General features: G+C 56.3%; 15 protein-coding genes. 5 read left to right on the top strand and 10 right to left on the bottom strand.

Going from position 1 to position 21501, the window contains the following annotated elements; all coding sequences use genetic code 11:
• Positions 1-13: 13 nt before the first annotated feature.
• The 10 genes from J3U88_RS00520 to rnc form a co-directional block, all read right to left on the bottom strand.
• Entirely contained in the window at positions 14-1225 is a 1212-nt protein-coding gene (locus J3U88_RS00520; RefSeq protein ID WP_207856157.1) for a glycosyltransferase family 4 protein, read from the bottom strand.
• Positions 1222-2571, bottom strand: coding sequence for an O-antigen ligase family protein (locus J3U88_RS00525; protein WP_207856158.1), 1350 nt, complete (start codon positions 2569-2571; stop codon positions 1222-1224). Before J3U88_RS00525 ends, J3U88_RS00520 begins: the two co-directional genes overlap by 4 nt.
• 557 nt (positions 2572-3128) lie before the next feature.
• The gene (locus J3U88_RS00530; protein ID WP_207856159.1) at positions 3129-5372 is read right to left on the bottom strand and encodes a S9 family peptidase; all 2244 of its coding nucleotides are present in this window, start codon (positions 5370-5372) and stop codon (positions 3129-3131) included.
• 109 nt (positions 5373-5481) lie between these two features.
• The gene (locus J3U88_RS00535) at positions 5482-7563 is read right to left on the bottom strand and encodes a hypothetical protein (RefSeq protein WP_207856160.1); all 2082 of its coding nucleotides are present in this window, start codon (positions 7561-7563) and stop codon (positions 5482-5484) included.
• Between the two features lie 26 nt (positions 7564-7589).
• Positions 7590-9044: a tetratricopeptide repeat protein gene (locus J3U88_RS00540; protein ID WP_207856161.1), complete on the bottom strand. Its 1455-nt coding sequence runs from the start codon at positions 9042-9044 to the stop codon at positions 7590-7592.
• Positions 9045-9054: 10 nt separating this feature from the next.
• Positions 9055-11169 carry a serine/threonine protein kinase gene (locus J3U88_RS00545; RefSeq protein ID WP_207856162.1) on the bottom strand — a complete coding sequence of 705 codons (2115 nt, stop codon included), beginning with the start codon at positions 11167-11169 and terminating at the stop codon, positions 9055-9057.
• 322 nt (positions 11170-11491) lie between these two features.
• Positions 11492-11899, bottom strand: a complete 408-nt coding sequence (locus J3U88_RS00550) for a YraN family protein (RefSeq protein WP_207856163.1) — start codon at positions 11897-11899, stop codon at positions 11492-11494.
• Positions 11896-12567 (bottom strand): (d)CMP kinase, encoded by a 672-nt coding sequence (cmk, locus tag J3U88_RS00555; protein ID WP_207856164.1) that lies wholly within the window; start codon positions 12565-12567, stop codon positions 11896-11898. The genes J3U88_RS00550 and cmk overlap by 4 nt, the downstream gene beginning before the upstream one ends.
• A 73-nt stretch (positions 12568-12640) precedes the next feature.
• The gene (locus J3U88_RS00560) at positions 12641-14512 is read right to left on the bottom strand and encodes a pseudouridine synthase (RefSeq protein ID WP_207856165.1); all 1872 of its coding nucleotides are present in this window, start codon (positions 14510-14512) and stop codon (positions 12641-12643) included.
• A 9-nt stretch (positions 14513-14521) separates the two neighbouring features.
• Positions 14522-15619: a ribonuclease III gene (rnc, locus tag J3U88_RS00565; protein ID WP_207856166.1), complete on the bottom strand. Its 1098-nt coding sequence runs from the start codon at positions 15617-15619 to the stop codon at positions 14522-14524.
• Between rnc and J3U88_RS00570 the strand changes: the two genes are divergently transcribed.
• The 5 genes from J3U88_RS00570 (at position 15618) to J3U88_RS00590 (ending at position 21430) form a co-directional block, all read left to right on the top strand.
• On the top strand, positions 15618-16676 hold the full coding sequence (locus J3U88_RS00570; RefSeq protein WP_207856167.1) for a GGDEF domain-containing protein: 1059 nt from the start codon (positions 15618-15620) through the stop codon (positions 16674-16676). The two genes, rnc and J3U88_RS00570, sit on opposite strands and share 2 nt — an antisense overlap.
• A gap of 690 nt (positions 16677-17366) precedes the next feature.
• A complete protein-coding gene (locus tag J3U88_RS00575; RefSeq protein WP_207856168.1) occupies positions 17367-18803 on the top strand; it encodes a fibronectin type III domain-containing protein in 1437 nt (478 codons plus the stop codon).
• A 232-nt stretch (positions 18804-19035) separates the two neighbouring features.
• Positions 19036-19596, top strand: coding sequence for a CarD family transcriptional regulator (locus tag J3U88_RS00580; protein ID WP_207856169.1), 561 nt, complete (start codon positions 19036-19038; stop codon positions 19594-19596).
• Between the two features lie 407 nt (positions 19597-20003).
• A complete protein-coding gene (locus tag J3U88_RS00585) occupies positions 20004-20498 on the top strand; it encodes a phosphatidylglycerophosphatase A family protein (protein ID WP_207856170.1) in 495 nt (164 codons plus the stop codon).
• Positions 20495-21430, top strand: coding sequence for a bifunctional riboflavin kinase/FAD synthetase (locus J3U88_RS00590; protein WP_207856171.1), 936 nt, complete (start codon positions 20495-20497; stop codon positions 21428-21430). The genes J3U88_RS00585 and J3U88_RS00590 overlap by 4 nt, the downstream gene beginning before the upstream one ends.
• The last annotated feature ends 71 nt before the right edge of the window (positions 21431-21501 follow it).

The following is a 21501-nucleotide window of genomic DNA, read 5'->3' on the forward strand; positions in this document are numbered from 1 at the left end:
CTCGGCGCTCGGTTCAGGTGCCATGCGCATCCTCGGCACGGGCGGTGCCGCCGGCGTGGTGCGCCACCTTTTCTCGGTGAACGCGGCGTACCGCTTCGACAATGGTTGCGGCCATGGTTACCTGGGAGTATTTGGTGCTGACCATTTCACGACCGCGCTCGCCCCACCGTGCCGTTTTTTCGGGGTTCGCGGCCAAGTCGGCAAAAACCGCGCGGAAGGCGTCCGCTGTCACCGGGGTCACCCGTCGCCCGGACTGATCTTGCTCAATGAGATCGTATTCGGTGCCGTCGGAGAGACCGACGATGAGCGGCAGGGCAAAAGCCATCGCCTCTGAAAAGACAATACCGGCCTGCCCAGGTGCGGTCAGCACGTTGGCGGCCCGATAGTAATAATCCAAACCTTCGTTGATGCGCCCTGGCAGAAACACGTTGTCGAGATCGGCCGATTGCCGGCGCAGGTCTTCCAACATTTGGCCGTTCCCCGCAAAGACAAAATTACAGTGGCGCATGGATGGATGACGGGCGACTTCCAGCAAAAGATCCGGTTTTTTGTCGGGATCCAACTGGCCGACATAGAGGATGGTAAAGCGATCCGGCAGTTGGATGTGGCGGCGTGCTGCAGACTTGTCGATTTGCAAGCCGTCGGCGCGTTCCGCGAAACGTTCCGTATTACCGACATTCACCGCGACCGTAATCGCCTCGCCGTTAATCCCGTATTGCTCGGTGAAGGATTTGCCAAAGCTTGAGTACGCCAGAAGATGGTCGAAGCGGCGCTGGGCGTTGGTGATCCACATCCGACGCAATTTTCCGGGGTTGCGGCCTTCACCCGGCACGCCGCCTTGGGTCCAGTACATTAAACCGACCCGATTACCAAGCGCCCGGTAGAGCAGTGCTTTCAGGTAACCGGGAATGTTGCTCTCACCCTCGCACAGAATCACATCGGGTCGGTAATCGCGCAAGGCGCGCAGCAACCCGCGCTGGAAAACCAGGTAGTTGCGTTTGACGGGGACAAACCAAGAGCGCAGGCGGACCACGTCCAGGCCTTTGAAATCCGCGGCATTTTTTGCCTTGTTGTTGGGGACGTCGTCGCCCGCAAACACGCGAATTTGGATGCCGGTGTGGGCGGTCATCTTGAGCATCAGATCGCGGCGATAAGGGGTACACACGCGTTGCACAATGGCGAGGCGCAGCGGGCGGGACGTGGTTTCGGTTTCGGCGGGGTTCATGCGGGGGACCTCGTAATCGGGGTTTGGGGGGCGTTGGGCGTTTTCTCCGCTTCCGGCGTAGTAGATGTTTCGGTTTGGGTCCTTCGCGTGGCCGCCTCCGCTTCTTTGATATCGACCTTGGCCAACAGGTAACCGATGGCCGCCCAAAACACGGCGTTGTTCTGGAAACTGCCGAAAATGCCGGTCGGCGAGAGGCTGGCCACGATCAGGCCACAGGGAATGATCAGGCCGAAGGTGGTGTAGAACCGGCGTGCGTTGGGTTCCGGGGTAAGGTCCAAAATGCGTTTGAACTTGAGCGCATAGGTTGCCAAGATACAACTGAAGGCAATCGGGTAAAAAATGCCCGCGTCGCCCGCCATTTTGAGCCACAGGTTGTGGATGTCCTTCGCAATAATGCCGTATTCGCGCATGTCCAGGGTATCGAAGCCGTGACCGGTGAAGGGACGCTCCATGATCAAACGCACGCCCTCCAAATAGCCGTCAACCCGACCCGAGGAGAAGCGCGAGATATCGTCCATTTCGCTGGATCTCAAGCGGTCAAAGCGGAGGTGGTTGAAGTAGCGTTCCCAGGACTGGTAAGCGGCGAGGCCGATACCCCCGGAAAGCATCAGGCCAACCGTGCGGCTAACCATCTTAAGTGCGATGAACATGGCGACGACCGTGGCGGCGAGTAAACCGGTGCGCCCACTGACCACAAACATACTGGCGAACAGGATGAAAAAAAGACCGACTCCCGCCGCCGCGGTGGTTGTTGAGGATCGGATAAATCGGTGGGCGTGGTAGGCGTAGAGGATGGCGAGCAACAGCGGCAAAAAAAGCACAATGCCGCAGGCCCAGCCGGAACTGAGCATGTGGAAGCCGACGCGGGAAAGCGTCAGTGGCTCAAGGCTGGGAACCGGTGCCTGCCAGCTGGGCAAGCCGGTGAGGGCGTGGAGCAGGGTGAGTGAGGCGAACCCGGTGATCATCAAACCCGCGTGCCAGAAAATTTTCAGGACGTTCACGCCGTTGTGGGTGAGGTTGTAAAACGTCCAGGAGAACACAAAAATGAGGATGGAATCGTAGAACCGGGTAAAACCCGCCGCCGGTGTCGCCTGGAAAAAACCCGGCGCGGCGGTGACCACCAGCAGAATCCAGCCCATGGGGCCGGCCAAGCCTTTTGGGAACATGATGTTACCGCGAATGACCAGGCTCTGCATGAACACCAGCACAACCGATAAGGCAACCAATCCGAGCTTTAGGACAAACAGCGCCTGCATGGGGACGGCGGGCAGCCAATAAATGGGCGCAATACCCAGATAAAAGGTCAGCATCCAGGGAATCAATTTTTGGTTGAGGGATTGGGTCATAAGGTTTGGATTCCGAGCGTGGTGCGCGTGCTGAAATGCCTTTCTCCGCCCTAGAGCCGCGTGCATGACGGCGAGCCCATGTCGTTAAGCATGGGTGGTGGTGGCGGGGCAACAACAATGGCTGGAAAGTTGCGCCATTGTAGCACCCCACCGGGAAGAAATGAAGTTACCTTGAAAGGCATCGGGCGGTGGATCGCCGACTGCCCGTTTGGGATGCCGATCCATTCGCCGCCTTTGTCCCATTTTTCTTTTAGCTAAGGCACGCGATTGCGCCGTTATGCATCGCTCACATTCGGCTTCAAAAGCCATCCCGGCATTTAGCCCGGTCGGTTCGGCTTTTCCGGGACGGGGTGCCCGGGCCAGAGTCGTCATTGAATGAAATGATGGGTCATGGGTTACCGGTGAAAAGGAGAAAAAAGTAATTTTTAAATGAAAAAAGAGGATTGCCTGAGGACGTGCTGTTGTTGCAGAGAGCATGGTGGCGGGATGCCGTCACGAAAAACATAAATCAAACGAAGGGCCGCGGCACAGGTACGCGGCCCTTCGAAAGAAGGGACCTACTTAAGGTGTTTGTCGAAGAACGCGGTGGTTGCTTTAAACAGGTGTTTGCGGGTTTCGATGCCCCAAATGCGGTGTTTCTTGCCGGGGTAATTCATCATCTCGAAAGGCATGTCGCGATCCTGCAAGGCCTTGTAGAGTTTGGTGGCATGGGTGAACAGCACGTTGTCGTCGGCCATACCGTGAATGATAAAGAGGGGGCCCTGCAATCCGTCGATGTGGGCAAAGACGTTGCTGCTTTCGTAGCCGTCGGCGTTGCCCTTGGGGTGATCCAGGTAACGCTCCGTGTAATGGGTGTCGTACAGACCCCAGTCAGTGACCGGGGCGACCGAAACGCCCGCGGCGAAATCCTTGGGTGCGCGCATCATGGCCATGATGGTCATGTAGCCACCATAGCTCCAGCCGAAAATGCCGATTTTCTCGCCGTTGACATAGGGCAAGGAACGCAGGTATTCAATGCCCACCTGCTGGTCCTTCACCTCGACGTCGCCCAGACGACGGTGGATCGGAAACTCAAAGGCGGTACCGCGGTTGGCCGAGCCGCGGTTATCGAGGGTGAACACCACGTAGCCGCGTTGCGCCATGTACTGCAACCACAGGTAATAACGTGAACCCCAACCCTTGGTGACCTTTTGCGCACCCGGCCCACCGTAAACGTCGACGAGGACGGGATACTTTTTGGCGGGATCAAAGGGGACCGGTTTGATCAAGCTGTAGTACAGGTCTTGACCGTCTTCCGCTTTGAGCGTGCCGTATTCGGCTTGGCTGTGGTGCGCCCAGTAGGGATGGTAGGGATGGCTTTCGTCCAGGGGATTGGCCTGCAACACGGTGACCAGTGATAAATCCTTGGTACGGTAAACTTTAACCTCCACCGGCTGATTGGGATTGGAAAAGGTGTCGATAAAGGTGGCGCTGTCCGGGCTGACCGTAACCGCGTGCATGCCTTCGCCCTGGGTGATGCGTTGTGTTTTAAGCGGTTTACCCGTGGTGTTGATTTTCAGACGGTAGGCGTGGCGTTCCAAGGGCGATTCCGCGGTCCCTTCATAATAAATATGGCCCGCGTCTTCATCCACACCCAACAAGTGGTTCACCATCCAGGCGCCTTGGGTAAGCTGATGCACCAACTCGCCGTTAATGTGGTACAGGTACAAATGCTGGAAACCGTCGCGCTCCGAGGCCCAAATGAACCAAGGTTTGTTTTTAAAAAAGTAAATCTCGTCGTGGAGGTTGATCCAGGCTGTGCTGGTTTCCTGTACCAGGGTTTTGCTGTTGCCCGTGGCGCGTTCGGCCACCAACAAGTCGAGGGTGCGCTGATCGCGCGATTGGCGTTGCACCAACAGCTTTTTGCTGTTGGGGAACCAGTTGACGCGGGCGAGGTAGATGTCTGTTTCCGTGCCCAGGTCGATCTGGCGGCGCTCACCACCCGCGACATCGCGCACATGGAGGGTGACGGTCGCGTTATTGGTGCCGGTATAGGGATAGCGTTGGCTGATGACCTTAAAGTCATCGGCGTAAATCTCGCTACGTTTTGAAATTTGCACGGGCGATTCATCGACCCTGGCGAAAGCCAAGGCGCTGTCGTCCGGTGCCCACCAGTACCCGGTATAGCGGCCCATCTCTTCCTGGGCGACAAATTCGGCCATGCCGTATTTGATGGTGTCTTTGCCTTCGGTCGTGATCGCGGTTTCCCGGCCGCTTTGAATGTCAATCACATAGAGGTTCTGTTTGCGGATAAAGGAAACATATCGGCCCTTGGGTGAAAAACGGGCGTCGGTTTCAAAGGCATCCGTTTTGGTGAGCTGACGGGTTGTGCCCGAGGCCGGCTCGTAGACGTAAAGATCGCCGCCAAGCGGGAACAGCAGGCGTTTTGAATCTTCCGACCAACTGTAGTCGACAATGCCCGATTGAAACAGGCGCATGCGCTCACGGCGGGCTTTCTCTTCGTCGGAGAGGTTCTCGGTTCCGCCGGTAATTTTTTGGGAATCGACGAACATGCCGGTTTGGCCGCTTGCTAAATCGAGCGACCACAGGTCAAGTACGGTAAAGTCGTCGGTTTTCTCTTTGAGGAAGGTGATGCGTTTGCCGTCCGGTGAAAAGGCGGCGTCTTTCAGGCTGGGTCCACTGAGCGAGGGATCGCTGTAAATACGGTCAATGGTTAGGGTTTCGGCCTGAAGGGTGGCGACGCATAACAGCGCCGCAAACACGCGGGTAAGGTGACCGAGGCGGCCGGGGATCGATGGCATGGTTGCACTCCTTTGGGGATTCAGATTCCACATGAGCGATCCGAACCTGGCTGCAACCCATTGGGCACACGGATGGGTCGTGCGCGGGGGAATAACGCGGGTGGCGCGTCTAAAAGTTGGGGTTTTTCAGCTCGGTTTCGGCCCAAAAAGCGGCCTTGGGACCGTCGGCGTGGAACAACGTCGCATGGGGGTAGTTGAGCACCTGGGTAAAGGCCGCGGTGGCCTCGGCAGGTAATTTCAACTTCTGGAAACAAAGACCTTGATAGAAATAGAGCGTTCCCTGGTTTATGCCATAGGGAAAATCGATGGTCATGGTCGAGAATATATCGAAGGCTTCCTTGTAGTCACCCAAAAAGAACTGAAAACGCGCCTGATTGAAGCGAGCCGAAAGGCGAATCAGTGGGTCGGGGTTGTATTTGGCCAATTTCTCGAACATCGCCAGTGAAGCTTGGGGACAAGCACGCACGGGGTCGAAGGGAACCTCCGCAAGTGCTTGGATCGGGGTACCGTCAATAACGCGATCACCCACTTGCAAACGGACGACCTCTTGTTGGGCGGCCGTGGTTAGCTCGTCGGGGCGGCGCATGGGCACCCCGTTAATTTTTTCGATGACGGCACCGACTTCGATGCGGTCTTTAAACGGGCTTTGTGGGTTGACCCCGAGTACCTTGCCGCCGGGACGCCCTTCCAGGCGACCGACTTGCAAACCGAGCCAGGGTTGAACCAATTCAGGCAGTTGATCCATTTGTTTGAGCATGGAACGGAACTGATCAAAGGCGCGGAAATCAAAAGACACCACTTGGATCTGGTTGCTGAGCGGCGTCCAGAACGCGACTTCGAGATGGCGGATCACCACCTTTTTACGCACGACGCGCGCGGCGACATAGAGGTCCATGCGCAGGTGGCGGGTCAGGGAGGCGCGGTCCTCGGCGCTGATGGTGCGGTTGCCGAACAGAATGGCAAAGGGATTTACGGGAACCTTGTTGGTATTGTGGGGGTCGACCGAAATGACATTCCACGACTGGAGCCCGTTCATCAGTTGGTTGGGATCTTCCGGAGGATCGCCTTCTTCGCGCGATTTAAGGCCGAACCAAGCAATGGAAGGCAGGGGTTCCGCGGTGATGTTGGCTTGAGCGTCGTCGGCAAAACGAACGCGTTTGACGAATTCACCGTCGCTGAATTTGACGCGCAGGGTGTAGTCACCGGGGCAAACACGGTGGTTTTCGATGGGTAAAATGCCGATGCGGGTTTGGTCGAGAAACACAATGCCGGTTGCTTCCTTGGGCGTGCTGACCGAGAGGGTGGCTTCGCTGGGCTCCAGGCGAATCGGCTTTACCAGGATCTCTTTGAGTTCTTCAATCGGCATGGAAAACACGGCGGTTTTGTAACAGGGTTTCTCAAAGCGCAGGGTATAGGTACCGGGGTCCATGTTGTCGACCGAGGTTGATGCGGCTTGGTCCTCGTTGAGCCCCATCTGGATGATGGCGTTGCGGTAATCGAAGCGCAGGGGTTGATCGGTTTTGGTGACGGGTTCGTCGTTAATGAAAATATTGACTTCCGATGGGACGGTGGTAAACACCAAACGCGCTTTGGTACGGGCCAGGGTTGCTTCGATTTGGGCCTGATCACCGGGGTTGATATCCATGGTTTCTTCATGCTCGGTGTAATTGGCCTTGCGCAGGGTGATGATGCGGGTTCCCGACAAAACGTCGAAGGTGCCTTCTCCGTCGAAGGTGCCGATTTCGCGGCCGTCGACGAGCAGGCTCACCTCGGGGAGGCCGGTGAAGTCGGCGCCGTCGTTGGCTTTCACCGTGAGGGTCGCCACCAAGCTGGTTTTGAGTTTGTCGAATTCGGCGACGATTTTGGGTGGGAGATCGTTGGGGCTGGCCTCGTAGGTGGGCTCAAAGCGGATCAGGCGTTCGAAGTAGGCACGTGTGCCGTCGGGGTAACTGAGGACGCCGAGAAACTTCAAGCTTTCGACCAGAATCAGTTGATCGTCTTCGGTGCGGTCGTCCTTGTCTTCCAGTTCGGCGACCAAGTTTTCAAAGAGGTCTCGGGATTGATCCCGTTGGACCGAGTTGTAAACCTTGACGGCTTGTTGGAACCGGTCGCTCTGGGTGTTGGTGTCCAGCGTCTCGGAGGTGATGCCGTCTTGGAACCATAATAAAATAAACAAAAACGTCACTGACATGGTCGTTGCTCCCAAAATCCAAGGGCTTACTGAAAACGGTAGACAGCGCCGCCGCGACGGTCGGCCAAATAAACGGCGCCGGAAAGATCGACCGTCACCGATTCAGCCGTTTTGAGGGGATAGGTACCGTCTTTGAGGTTCACCGAGTAGAGGGCGGTGCCGTCGCGACGCCAAATCGAGAGCACCGCGCCTTTGCTGCTCAGCACGTACAGGTGACCGAAGGCGTCGAAGTCGAAGTCTTTGATATCGCTTAAGTTGTTGAAGCCGGACAGGGGTAAGCGGTCTAGCTCGGCGTTAAACGCGGTGAAGGTGTCGCTGTCGTTGTTCAAAACCCAGATTTCGTTCTGGTAACAACGGACCAGCTTGGGACGGTTGAGCCCGAAGCTTTTGATATGTTGGCCGTCGCGGGAAAAAGCCCACATGTCGCGAACATCGTCGTCGACCACGAACAGCCGTCCGAAGTGATCCACCGCGGCGGCGCGAATGTCGCCGAGGCTTTCGCCGTTGTTGCTGAGGCTGCCGAAGCTGAGGGTGCTGTCGAGGGGGTCGATGCGGTCTTTGTAGACGAGAACCAGACGGCCGTTGCGATCCCGGGTAAAACCACGCAGGTCGCGGCTGCTGGTGCCGTTGGGCACCGTGGCGCCGGGGGTGAGACTGCCGAAGTGGCCGCCCTTGTTGTCAACCACGCCCACCAGGTTGTCGCGGTCAATCAGCACCGCGGCGGGTGAGGCGAATTGTTTGGGGGTGGCGCCGTAAAAAGCGGTGTCTAATTGCAGGTTGGGGTAGCGGCCTTGGGTAAAACGGTTGAGACTGCGCAGCAGTCGGCCGGCTTGTTCCGCTTCTTCGCTGGTTCCAAAGTTTCGCTGAAGTCTGGCCAAGATGAGTTGGGCTTGGCCCGCGTCGCCGCGTTTGAAGGCGGCCTCGGCACTGAGCAGCAAAGCAAGCGGCACGCGTTTGGAGCGGTTAAAGAAAAACTCGAGCCGTTGGAAGTGACTGAGAGCCAGGTCGTAGTCGTTGAGGCGCAGGTTGAGTTTGCCGAAGAGGAAGTTGGCTTCCAGGCGCCAGGCATTGTTTGGGTAGAGGTTGCTCATGCGAATCAGGTCGGCGACGGCCTCTTCCAATTGGGCCGGGGTTTGTCCCTGGTCTTCGACAATTTGGGCTTTGTAGAAAAAGGCGGCGGGTGCTTCTTCACTGCCCGCGTAGCGACTTTGGATTTGCGAAAAGTAACCCAGTGCCTTGTCGTAGTTTTGTTCCACGTCCAGGTAGTAGGTACCCATTTGCAACAGCGCGCGTGAGGCCGTGGGCGTGTCGGCGAAGCTGTTGATGATGGTGTCCAAATCGGCCAAGGCCTCTTTGTACTTTCCGGCGTTCATAAAGGTTACGGCGTTTTCGAGCAGGCGTTCCGCCTGATCGTTGTTCTGGGCTTGGCCGAATGCACAGATCAACAGCATCCAAGCCGGCAACATCATAATGGTTCGCATAAGGCGTGTCCTACTGTTCGGCAGCCACGGTAATCGCTTCACTGCGCTTTACCTCGATTGTTTTTTGGGCGACTATCTTATCATTTCGATCTACAAAATCAAACTGGTGGGTGCCGGCCGCTATCTTTATGTTTACCAGGGGCGTGGTATCCACCTTACCGTTGGATTTGACAAAATCGCCGTTGATTTTGACCTTGACGTAGTCGCCGATGAAATCGATTTTGGGGATGGTGATGACAACCGGGGTGTCCACGGTTTGGGTTTTCCCGGCGGTGACCTGGACCGTCATGGTTTGTTTGTAGAAGTAGCGCTTGGAGCGCAGCGTGAGTTGGTGTTGGCCTTCGCCGAGCGAGATTTTTGTACCTTTGGTCTGGGTTTCGCCGCTGCTGAGCAGCAGGTCCTCCATCAGCGTTTTAACGCGGACTTCGCCAGGGGGCGGTTTCTTTTTAAGTGTGTAGTTTAAGGAACTTACGTCGGTCTTGCCCTCCGTATAGGTGAAGCTCCGGTCGTGGTAATCCGCAAGTTGAAAACGCAGACGGTAGCGGCGGCCGTGGACGAAGGGATGGTCCAGTGGGCTTTCTCCCACTGTTTTGCCGTCCACCAAAATCGTGGCCCCGGCCGGTTTGGTGACAATGGCGCGGGTGAAGGTTCCCGCCGCCAGGGCGACCTCCAGCTGGGGTTCCATATCCTCGGCGAGGGTGATTTGGACCCCGCGTTGTTTGTAGCCCGCGAGATCAAAGGTAAACGCTTTTTCGCTTCCTGGCTCCGCCGTCATTTGAAAAGAAAAGGGGGTGGTGCCGATTTCAACGCCGTCCATCCGGGTTCGTGCGCCGGGAGGAATGGTTTTGATGAGGAGGTTGACGTTCACCGGTTCGCGTTTGGGCGGGGGCGTGGTCTCGGTGGTTTCCGGCGGCACGGTTGTTTCCGTTTTCTTGGTCAGGTTCTTCACGGTTTCCAGTTCGGGCACCTCTTCGAACAAGGTCTGAAACAGGCCGTTTTTCCAGGCGACGCCTCCTAGGACGATCAGAACCAACAGGAGGAACAGGGTCATCAGGGTGCCGCGGTTGGCCGGTGCGGTATGGGTTTCTTGGCCCGGCGTCGAGGGGCGAGGGCGGTTTCTGGTGTTGCGATTGGTGGTGACCCCGTCGATCTTGACCGTTTTATCGAGTGTTTCCGCGCCTTGTGCGATTTCGAAATCGGAGCGTTGCAAGCTTTTTTGGATGCCGAAAGTGGGTGTGTAAACCGGGCCGCTCATTTGCGAGAAGGCGTTGACGCGTTCTTGGTCCGTTTTCGAGAGGCGCAGGGCGCCGATGAGGGCTTTGATGAATTCGGTTGATGACTGGAAGCGTTCTTCCGGGTTTTTGGCCAGCGCTTTCTGGAAGAGTTGGCGAAACAAGCCGCCGTCGATGGGGAGCAGATGGATATTGGGCGCCATGGTGGGATCTTCGTTGGCGATTTTGTAAAGAATGGCGGAGATCGATTTGCCGGGGAACGGCAGGTAGCCGGTTAACGCCTCGTGGGTCAAGATGGCGAAGGAGAAGGTGTCGCTGCGTGAATCAACTTGGCCCTCGCGAACTTGTTCGGGGCTGCTGTAGCTGGGGGTGCCGAGAAAGACCCCGGTTTGGGTCAGGTGGGAATCGGCGTGTTTGGCGATGCCGAAGTCCATAATTTTGGCGGTGCCGTCGTCTTGAACCATGATGTTGGAGGGTTTGAGATCGCGGTGGACCACATTCTTGGCATGGGCGAAGTCAAGCGCATTGGCGATTTGAAACAGAATTTGCACCAGGTCGGGAAAGGTGGGACGCGGGTCTTGGTAGATGAGGTCGCTCAGGGTTTGGCCCTCGACGTATTCCATGGCGATGTAGGGGGTGCCGTTCTCTTCGCCGACGTCGAAGATGCTGACGATGTTGGGATGGTGCAGGGTACCGCTGATCTGGGCTTCCAGGCGGAAGCGTTCTAGGAACTCCTTGGCGTCCTTCTCGTTGCGGGTGGCGTCGAGTTTGATTGTTTTGATGGCGACGGTGCGTTTGATGGCCGGGTCTTGCGCCTTGAAAACATTACCCATGGCCCCTTCGCCGAGTAAATTAACGACTTCGTAACGACCGATCGTAGATGTTTGACTCATAGGCTTGGGGTTTCCGTTGATATAAGGTGGTCCGTAATACGCATCGGCGTTCGACTCGGGTTCTTGACGGCGGAAAGGGGGGACGGACGTTTTTTGGCGCTTCGCACGGGAGCGCCCCTCGCTGATCCATCTGGTTTCGCCGCATCTCGGCGGGTGCGTTGGTTTTGAACGCAAGCGGAGTGTCTGTCAAACGGACGTTTTCGGGGTTCAAGCTGCGGCGATGGGTAGGTTCATTAAAGCACATGTCATCGGACAAAGCAGCACAAACCACCGGGGTGCCACGCCGCTGTTTGAGGGCCTGCAACCCTTTCGGAAAGGCGGTTTAAGGCTTGAGCATTCGGGTGCAAATGATGCGGTGACGGCGGTCGCGCCGCAACCAGACTAGAACCAAATCGAAGCGCCAGGGGATCCTTTGTTCCGGCCATTGGTTGAGGTAGCGTTGTGCCAGCCGGGTGAGCCGTTTCTTTTGGTCGGGTGAAAGCGTGGTGTGTAAGGCCGGTTCGGTGGTGCCGCTTCGCGCCTTGACCTCGACAAACACGACTTCACGTGGGTTGGCCATGATGAGATCGATTTCGCCGCGGCCGTGGCGCCAGTTTTTGGCAAGCAGGTGGTAGCCGCGCCGGTGGTACCAGCGACGGGCGAGGTATTCGCCGCGCTTCCACGGCGAAATCGGCCAAAACGGGGTCGGCATGAGCATACCGCGCAACCGTTCGACCAGTTGGAAGATCATGCTGGGTTTATTTTGAAGCGGCGGCGTGCTTCGCACTCGATGCGATCAATGACCTCTTCTTGGCTTAACGTATTTGTTTCTAGTGTCCAGGCGTCTTTTGCCGGCTTGAGAGGGGCCAAGGTGCGGCTGCTGTCCTTGCGGTCTCGTTCTTGGAGGGCGGTTAAGACTTCGTCCAAGGTTTGGTTTGCTTGATCGCCGCCGATTTGGTACCAGCGGCGTTTGGCGCGAACCGCATCATCGGCGGTGAGGAAAACCTTTAGCAAGGCGTCGGGAAAAACAACGGTGCCGATGTCGCGTCCGTCGAGGATGCAGGGCCGTTTGCGGGCAATCTGTCGCTGGAGTTCGGTGAGGTAGGTGCGCACCGCTGCTTGGGCGCTGACAAAGCTGGCGTTGGCGGTGACTTCCGGTTCGCGAATCGCTTTGTTGACCCGCCGGGTGCCCAGCAGGATGTCACCTGCTTGGAAGTCGACGCCGAGGTTTTGGAGCCAGGTGGGCTGTTCTAAAAGAGAGGGGTCGCTGTCCGCCTCTAGCCAAGCGAGCGTGACCGCCCGGTAGGTCGCACCGGTATCTAGGTAGGTCCAGCCCAGGTGGTTGGCGACTGCTTTGGCCACGGTGCTTTTGCCGACCCCGCTGGGGCCGTCGATAGCGATGACTTGGGTGATGGGCAAGGGGTTCTCCTCATCGTCGTCACATCAAGGGCGGGGCCTGAGCGGCCCCTTCGCGCGTTTTCTCTCGGTCGTGTTAGCGGCGACCGCCGCGGGATGATTTACCCGGGCCGCGTCCGCCGCCCTTGGGACCACCGCGTGAGCCGCGGCCGCCGATGCCGCCGCGGTCTTTGTTAAACGGTTTGTAGCGCGCTTTACCGTGGGCGCTGCCGCTTTCGCCCGGTTTCCCGGTGCCGCGTCCGGGGCCGCGCGATGATTTGGTCCCACTTCGTTTATCCGCGCCGCCACGGCGTTCGCCGTCACCGCTTTCACGGCGTTTTCCCTCGCGGGAGCCCTCGTCGCGACCGCGGTAGCCACCGCCGGATTTTCCACTGGCGCCGTCGCCGTCACGACCGCGGTAGCCGCCCTCGGAACGGCGGTTGTCGCCGTCACGACCGCGGTAGCCGCCCTCGGAACGGCGGTTGTCGCCGTCACGACCGCGGTAGCCACCCTCGGAACGACGGTTGTCGCCGTCACGGCCGCGGTAGCCGCCCTCGGAACGACGGTTGTCGCCGTCACGACCGCGGTAGCCGCCCTCGGAACGACGGTTGTCGCCGTCACGGCCGCGGTAGCCACCTTCGGAACGACGGTTGTCGCCGTCACGACCGCGGTAGCCACCCTCGGAACGACGGTTGTCGCCGTCACGACCGCGGTAGCCGCCCTCGGAACGACGGTTGTCGCCGTCACGACCGCGGTAGCCGCCCTCGGAACGACGGTTGTCGCCGTCACGACCGCGGTGGCCACCCTCGGAACGGCGGTTGTCGCCGTCACGGCCGCGGTAGCCACCCTCGGAACGACGGTTGTCGCCGTCACGGCCGCGGTAGCCACCCTCGGAACGACGGTTGTCGCCGTCACGACCGCGGTAGCCGCCCTCGGAACGGCGCTTGTCGCCGTCACGACCGCGGTAGCCGCCCTCGGAACGGCGCTTGTCGCCGTCGCCGTCACGGCCGCGGTAGCCGGTGGACGTGCCTTTTTCGCCGCCTTGGTCGCGACGTTTGAAATCACCGCCGGATTTGCGGGCGTCGCCGTCTCGTTTTTTTCCGATCCCGTCGCGTTGGAAGCTTGCGGTTGACTTGGGTTTGCCGGAGGCACCGCGTTTTTGGGTCCACTTTGAGGATTTGGCGGGGCGACGACGGACCTCAACCCCGTAATCGCGCAAAAAGCGCAGCGGGTTGATGGGGATCAGTGAATCGTACTCGGCTTTTTTCAGACGCGCGACCTCGACCTCGTTAAGCTCGCGCCATTCGCCTTGCTCCAGGCCGTTGGTGGTCAGGAAGGCGAAAGCAATGCGTTTCAATTTGGAAACGGGGTGGCCGACAACCTCGAACATCTTGCGGATTTGCAGGTTTTTACCTTCAAATAGCACGACTTTAATCCAGGTGTTGTTGCCGCTTTTGAGGACCTCTACGTCACAGGGGTTGTAGCGGGTGCCTTCCACCGTCAAGCCCCGCTTCAACCGTTCCAGGGTTTTCTCGGAGGGGGTTCCGAATACCTTGACCACATAGATCTTGGGACATTTTGAGGCCGGGGCCAGCAGTTTGTTGGTTAACTCGCCGTCGTTGGTAAGGAGCAAGGCGCCTTCCGTGTTTACGTCGAGACGGCCGACCGGGTAAAGCCTGGCCTTGATGCCTTTGACCAGCTCGGTGACCGTGGTGCGGCCCTCGGGATCGTGTACCGTTGATACGACCCCCTTGGGTTTGTTCAGCAAGACGTAGTAGTTGGCGACCTGATCCAATTGCAGCAATTTGCCCTTAACCTTGATGTGGTCTTTGTTTGGGTCGGCTTTGGCACCCAACTCGGTGATCTGTTCGCCATTAACCGTGACCAAACCGTCAAGGATCAGTTGTTCGGCATCGCGACGGGATGCCACGCCCGCGCGGGCGATAATTTTCTGTAAGCGCTCTTCCAAAATAGGCTCCTATTTGGCCTGAACCGCTTGGTTTGATTCGACTTCATTCCAGAAGTTTGTGTCGTCCAAAAGCAGTCTGGCACTCTCTTGCTGGGCGTTTTTTTTGGAGGTTCCTTCGCCTACCGGTCCGGCATAACCACCGACCTCGGCGCAGACGCGAAAAACACGGCTGTGTGCCGGTCCTTCCTCGCTTTTTAAGATGTACTTCGGCAAGCCCAGTCCTTGTTCTTGAAGTTTTTCCTGTAAAAGGGTTTTAAAATCCACCGCGTTTTTAATTTCTATGGTGGCGTTGGCGATGTCCTCGCCAAAAAGCACGTTAATTAATTCGTCGGCTTTATCAAGGCCGCCGTCCAGAGAGACCGCGCCGATCAAAGCCTCGACCGCGTCTGCTAAAATCGATGTTTTCTTGTGGCCGCCTGCTTTGCGTTCACCGCGACCCAAGCGCAAAACCTCGCCGAGTTGTATTTCTTTGGCTTTTCGAGCTAAGGTTTTGGATGAGACCAATACGGATTTCAGCTTCGACAAGGTGCCTTCATTTTTGTTGGGGAACTGGAGATACAAGTTCCGGGAAACCACATAACCCAAAATCGAGTCGCCCAAAAATTCGAGCCGCTCATTGTGGGGAACAGAACGTTCGTAGCCGTAGGAGGAGTGCGTCAGTGCTTGTAAAAGAAGTTCTTTTTTGTCGAACCTATATTGAATGATTTCCTCTAAACGATCCATGACGACTCCCAATTCAAGCGCTCTATCATAGGGGAAAAGCAGGCGGCTGTCCAGCATCGCAAACGCACTCGGCCGGTGCTTGATTTTGCCGGGGCTGCCGCGCAATTGCCACCGGCAGGAGACCGGCACGTTGTGGCCGGTTCGTCTTGCCGACTGTTGGGTGCCACGGCGATCTTCGCGATGGAACTTTAAAATGATGGAAATCCGCGCCGTTTTGTGGACGACGCACAAAAAATCATTCGTTCGTGGATTAAACCAGAGTAAAATTTGTAGATAACTTTCAACAGTGTGCATCTGTCTCGGTTGTTTACGCGAGCGCGTCTTGCTGTTTGTTCCAGCCAAGGGGCGTACCGGCATCAGCCGAATGATTTTGGGAAAACGCATGAGTACCGCGCTGGAAAAGAAGTACATCGAAATTATTGAAATCATTCTGGAGTCGCTGTTGCTCCAGGATCAGGATGAACTGGAATCCCTGCTTCAACCGCTCCGTATTTTTATCCACGATGTGCCCCGTTTTTCTTCCAACCGCATTTTTGTGTCCAAGTTTCGTGCCTTCCTTGAAACCCGTGATGAGGTGCTTGCCGAGCAAGCCGAGGTACCCGAGGTTGTTCCCGGCAAAGACCAACAGACCAAAAAAACCGTTAACCATTTACTAGACCAGGCCCTGGCCTTGCTCGAGGACGCGTTGCGGTCTTCTTCCAAAGTTGACGACAGTTTGAAGGGGATCGTCGATAAGATTCAAGAGGCCAAAACCGTAAATAATTTGCGGGCCCTGTCCGCGATTTTTTTGGATGCCGGTTCGCGCATGCGGGCTGTCGGTCAGGATTTTCAAAATGACGTCGGTCGGATCGCGGTTGAATTGTCCTTTTACCAGAAGCAAATTGAAATTCTCGAAAATGCGTTGCAACAGAGTAAGTTAGAGGCGGAGCGCGACCATCTGACGCGACTGTGGAACCGTCGCATCTTTGACCGGAACCTGGAGGAGGCGGTCCAGCGGGCCAATCGTTTCCACGGGCCGCTATCTCTGTTGCTGGTCGATATCGATCACTTTAAAGAAATCAACGACGAGTGGGGTCATCAAGTTGGTGACGATGTTTTGGTTAACTTTGCCGGCTTGTTAAACACCAGCTTGCGGGAGCTTGATTTGACTTATCGGCTGGGCGGTGATGAGTTTGCGGTGATTTTCTCGGGCAGTAACGGCGAGCAATCGCTGATGGTCGCCCATCGCTTGCACCAATTTGTCGGTCGCAATCCCTACCACATTGAAAAAGTGCGTTTCCAAACCACCATAAGCGGCGGCCTTACCCAGTACCGGGATGGTGAAACACCTGCCGCATTTTTTAAGCGGGCCGACGATCAGTTGTACCGAGCGAAGCGGTCGGGGCGCAATAAAATCTGTTCGGATGTTCATGATCCACCCGACACCTTTCCGCCCATTTGAGTGATCGGGTGTTGTTTGGGTTCCGTCCCCGTGAAAAAGGGACCTTTTGTTGGGAATGGTGAATCTTTTTCGACTTTTCCAGCGGCCCGCGCGTTTGACTCCCAGACGGTATGGGTGCCTCGCCCGCCACGTCGTGGCTAACCCGCATTTCTCACAAAGATTCGTCGCGAGAAGCTGAAAGCCTTGTGAATACGAAGATTACGACCGAGAGGCGGCACAGGGGGCCGACCTTTCGCGGGGCCGACCTTCCGCGGGAGGCCGCCCCCTCGTAATCGCATGGCTTTCGGCTTCGCAGCAGCATTCCTCGTGAGAAATTCGGGCTAAATTCCGCGGTACCCGCGCTTGGCACGGGTGGCGGGAATGGGTAGGATGATCCCTTGCGCGGTCCCGCCCCCCGATTGCAGGATCCGTCCTTTTTGCCGTGTTTTGCGCTGCGCCCTCCGCCCTGCCGGCCGCAAAGGCCCGGTGTGAACGGTTTTTTGATGGCTGGAGTACAACGGTTTTCGGAAAAACGCGATGGTGTTCCTCCGAGCCGGCCTCTGGATGTTGTGACAAAACCGTTGTTCCGGTGTCTTTTGAGTGATTGATCCACGGAAAATGTGCGCTTCTGCCACGTCTCGAATTGAAGCCGAACGTCCCCTTGTGGCGGAACGGTCCCTTTTTCCACCCCTATTCCAGGAGCCCCGAGAAATGATGAAAAAATGTTGTTGCTTGTTGCTGATTGCTGTTTTATTTGCGGCGTGTGAACCGCTCGAAACCGGTGACCCGCCGACCTTTACCAGCGGTGTCACCGCCACCGCGATCAGCCAAAGCCAGATCGCGCTGTCTTGGACCCCCGCGACCGATGATTTACTCGAACCCGAGGAATTGAGCTACGCGATTTGGTACAGCAAAAGCTCGGAAACCTTTGATGTCGCCACCGACGAACCCAGCGTGATTACGCCCGAGGGTGCCCACGGCTATGCCTTGCTGGGCTTGGACGCCGGTACCGAATACCGGATCAGTGTTCGGGCTAGGGATCGTGGCAACAGCTACAGTGAAACCCTTTCCAACGATCCTCAGACCAAAGTGATTGCGACCGAAGCGGCTAATGCCGGGGCCTTTCGCGAGGAATTGGTGATTGACCTGACCCGCACGCCCGAGGGGTTGGCCGTCGGTGTCGGTGATAACGCACCGCGTGCGACCGTTGCCTTGTTGAGCGGTAATCTGGTGACCTTGCAGACCTTTGACAGTTCCGATGCGGCCGAAACCACGACCGACCTGAATTTTGGTGCCGCCGTGACCGAGGCCCACTTTGTCCGCAATCGCGACAACCTTAATTACGACGATTTGTTTGTTTTGGCCGGTGGTTCCCTGGTGTATCTACCCAACAGCGGAACGGGTTTCGACATCAGCGATTTGGAGCAGCCCTTCACCGGTTCCGCCACCACCCATTCTTTTTCCACTTTTCGCGGTGAATCAGGCGTGCGCGGGGTGATGTACCAAGACAACGCCGGCGCTTACCTTTATGAGCACGATGGTGAGGGTGCCTTCACCCAACAGACCGCGCCGACATTGGACGCGGATGAGCGGGTAAAGCTGATCAATATTAATGGAGACGCGCGTCCCGACTTGGTGTTTTTTGGGCCCGGTGGGGTGGCTGTCGCCTTGGGTGACGATGATGACTTTGGGTTCGACAATCGCGACGAGGTAGACGACGACTTTACCCGAATAACATCGGAGCACACGCTTTATGTGGTGGATTACGATGGCGACGGTGATCAGGATATTTGCATTCTGGAGCGGGACCGAGACGGCAGTCCCGAGACTCAGTTCCACGTATACACCAACAATGAGGGAACCTTCTCCACGCGCACCGTGACCGATTACGGCGATGCCCAGTTGATGGATCCCAGTTTCCCCGTTTTGGGGGCGACGGACGTGCGTTCCTTGCTGTTTGTGCAGGAGACCTCGAACACCGCGGTGCTTTACAGCAGCCCACGCGATACGACGCTTGACGGAATTTACGGTGGATCGGGTCAGGCCGACTGGGTTCGATTTATCGACATCAATGGGGATAACTTTGAGGACTTAGTTTTGCTATCCGCGGCCAGTGACAAGCTTACGGTCCTGTTTGGTCGTGAGTAGGAATTGGACCGCTAAATGGCCGCGACAAGCGCTTTGGGGAGGGATGCTCTGCTTTTGGTAAATGGTTTGGTTGGCGTGGTTTGTAGGTTTTGTGTTGCGCAAAAAAAACGCATGCCACGTAAAACAACCGTCTGCATAAAATGCGCTCGTCTAAAACCTGAACTGCTGTCGGCTTGAATATGAGCCGATTTTGGGGTATCATTGGTCCGACTTTGATAGTAAGGGACGTGATATGTATAAACCTGGAGACCATGTATTCTATCCGAAGGGCGGCGTGTTCGTCATCGAGAAAGAATGCGATAAAACAATCGCGGGTCGTAATCTTCACTTCTACGACCTTGTTTCTTGCGATGGGAAAACGAAAATCAGCATCCCTACGGATAACGTTGAGCGCGTAGGCGTTCGGCGCCTGGTATCCGAATCTGAGCTTCAGCACTGCGTCGAGTCTTGGACGGCCGACCAGAAAATCTCCAAATTGCACCACAAAAACCGCAAAAGTCGTTTCGAGTTGATGCGTCAATCCGGCAACTTCACCGACATGGGTACCGTGGTGGTCACCATCCATCATCTCATCAACAAAACCAAAGCCACCTTTGAAGAAAAGCGCATGTACGACCAGATCCGCAAGCGATTGGTCGATGAAATCGAAATCGTCAAAGACCTGGCCACGGATCAAGCAGATTCCTACCTGCAACAAGTGCTTGATGAGGCGATTACACGCAAAGCGCCAAAGTGCGAAACCGAAAGTGACGAGGGTCAGCCCGTAGAAGAAACAGAAGAGGTTTTCTCGTAGCGCGCAACCATCATTGATCCCTAGAAAACGCAACAACTGTACAAAAAGGACCAGACTGGACGTCTGGTCCTTTTTGGTTTCATGCGCGCTTGTCCGCGCTTGCTCACTTGCTCTGCCTTCCTCGCTTCCTGTAAAGGCATCTTTTGTTTATGCTTATATCTAAGAAGCGCGTTAAGTCGCGGTGGTTTTAGCTAAACCTCTGGGCTGCAACGGCCTGTGAAAATGCTCACCGCACCCATCGGGTGCGGTCGTGCGCGACCCCGGTCCACTTTTTCCAACCCATTTCGCTTCAGATCTTTAGCCAAAACCCCTCGCTCTTAACCCGCCTCTTAGGTTATAAGTCATGCCGGTTTGGTTTGTCCCGCGAACCAAACCACCCCGACCCTCTTATTTTCGACGAGGCTTGTATGGGATCGCTTCCACCCAAAAAATTACCTTATCTGCCCGCAAGTTACTTTCATTGGACTGTTGCCACCGTGTTCGGCTCCGGTTTCAGTTCCTTTGCCCCGGGAACCGTTGGCTCCATTGTGTCTTTGTTGATCATTTACTGGATCTTTCCTGTCTCGATTCCTTTGCAGCTCATCATGTTGCTTGGGTTTACCGCTTTGGCCGTGTACTCATCCGGGATTGTGGCGGAAATGACCGAAACCAAAGATCCCTCCGTGGTGGTGGCCGACGAGTTTGTCGGTATGTTCGCCACCTTTCTCTTTTTTCCACAACCCCTGCGCCCAGATTTGATGATCCTGGGCCTGGTCTTGTTTCGCATTTTCGATATTTGGAAACCTTGGCCCGCCTACAAGCTCGAAACCCTGCCAGGCGGTTTTGGGATTGTGTTGGATGACTTGGTTGCCGGTCTGTATGCGATGACACTGCTCCACTTGGCCGATTGGTGGTTGTTGTGAAGCGAATTTCGGATAACCAGAAATTGGCGGAGCCGGTTGTGCTGATGATCGGCAATTTCGACGGGGTGCATCGTGGTCATCAAGCCATGATTCAGCGAGCACGCCAAAAAGCGTGTGAGCTGGGGGCGGCTTCAGCGATTCTCAGTTTTCAGCCACATCCGCTTAAGGTGTTGGCCCCCGACAAAGCGCCGAAATTGTTGCAGACACCCTTGCAAAAAGAAGCGCTGTTGAAGCACTACGGCCTTGATTATTACGTTGTAAAAACCTTTGATCGAGATTTTGCCAAACTTTCACCGCGTGCCTTTGTGGCTAACCTTTGTGAACACATACATATCCGTGGTTTGATCGTTGGTTTTAATTTTCATTTTGGGTTCAAGCGCGAGGGGGATATTCACACGCTGGCACGGCTCGCCCCGGAATTTGGTTTTGCCTTTGAGCACATTGAAGCGCAACGCTGTGAAGCGGCACCGATTTCGTCTTCGCGCATTCGTGCATGTATCGCCGACGGTCGCATTGAGGAAGCAAGCGCTTTGTTGGGACGCCCCTACTTCTTGCAAGGTCAGGTTGTCAAAGGTCGCCGGCTGGGTCGAACGATAGATGCGCCGACGGCTAACTTAGTTGTCTATAACGAGTTACTGCCGCGTTTTGGGGTGTATGCATCCTGGGCGAGGGTGCGGCATGCCTGGTATCGTGCGATCACCAACGTGGGAACCAATCCGACGGTGGGGGCGACTGGTACACGGGTGGAGACTCATTTGTTTGATTTTAGCGGGGATATTTACGGGGAAGAGTTGGTGCTCTGCCTGGGGCGTTTCATGCGAGATGAGCGCCGTTTTGATAATATGAAAATGTTGTCGGAACAAATACATAAAGATTTCAGAACGCGTCTAACTTATTTAGACCAAGAACCTCCTGTCTTTGCCATTGTTTGAGCCGGCCGCGCTCTTGGTTAAACTTTAGAAGCGCGATAACGCGCGGTGATTTTAGCTAACCCTCTGGGCTA

Source organism: Acanthopleuribacter pedis, from assembly GCF_017377855.1.
Taxonomy (GTDB): domain Bacteria; phylum Acidobacteriota; class Holophagae; order Acanthopleuribacterales; family Acanthopleuribacteraceae; genus Acanthopleuribacter; species Acanthopleuribacter pedis.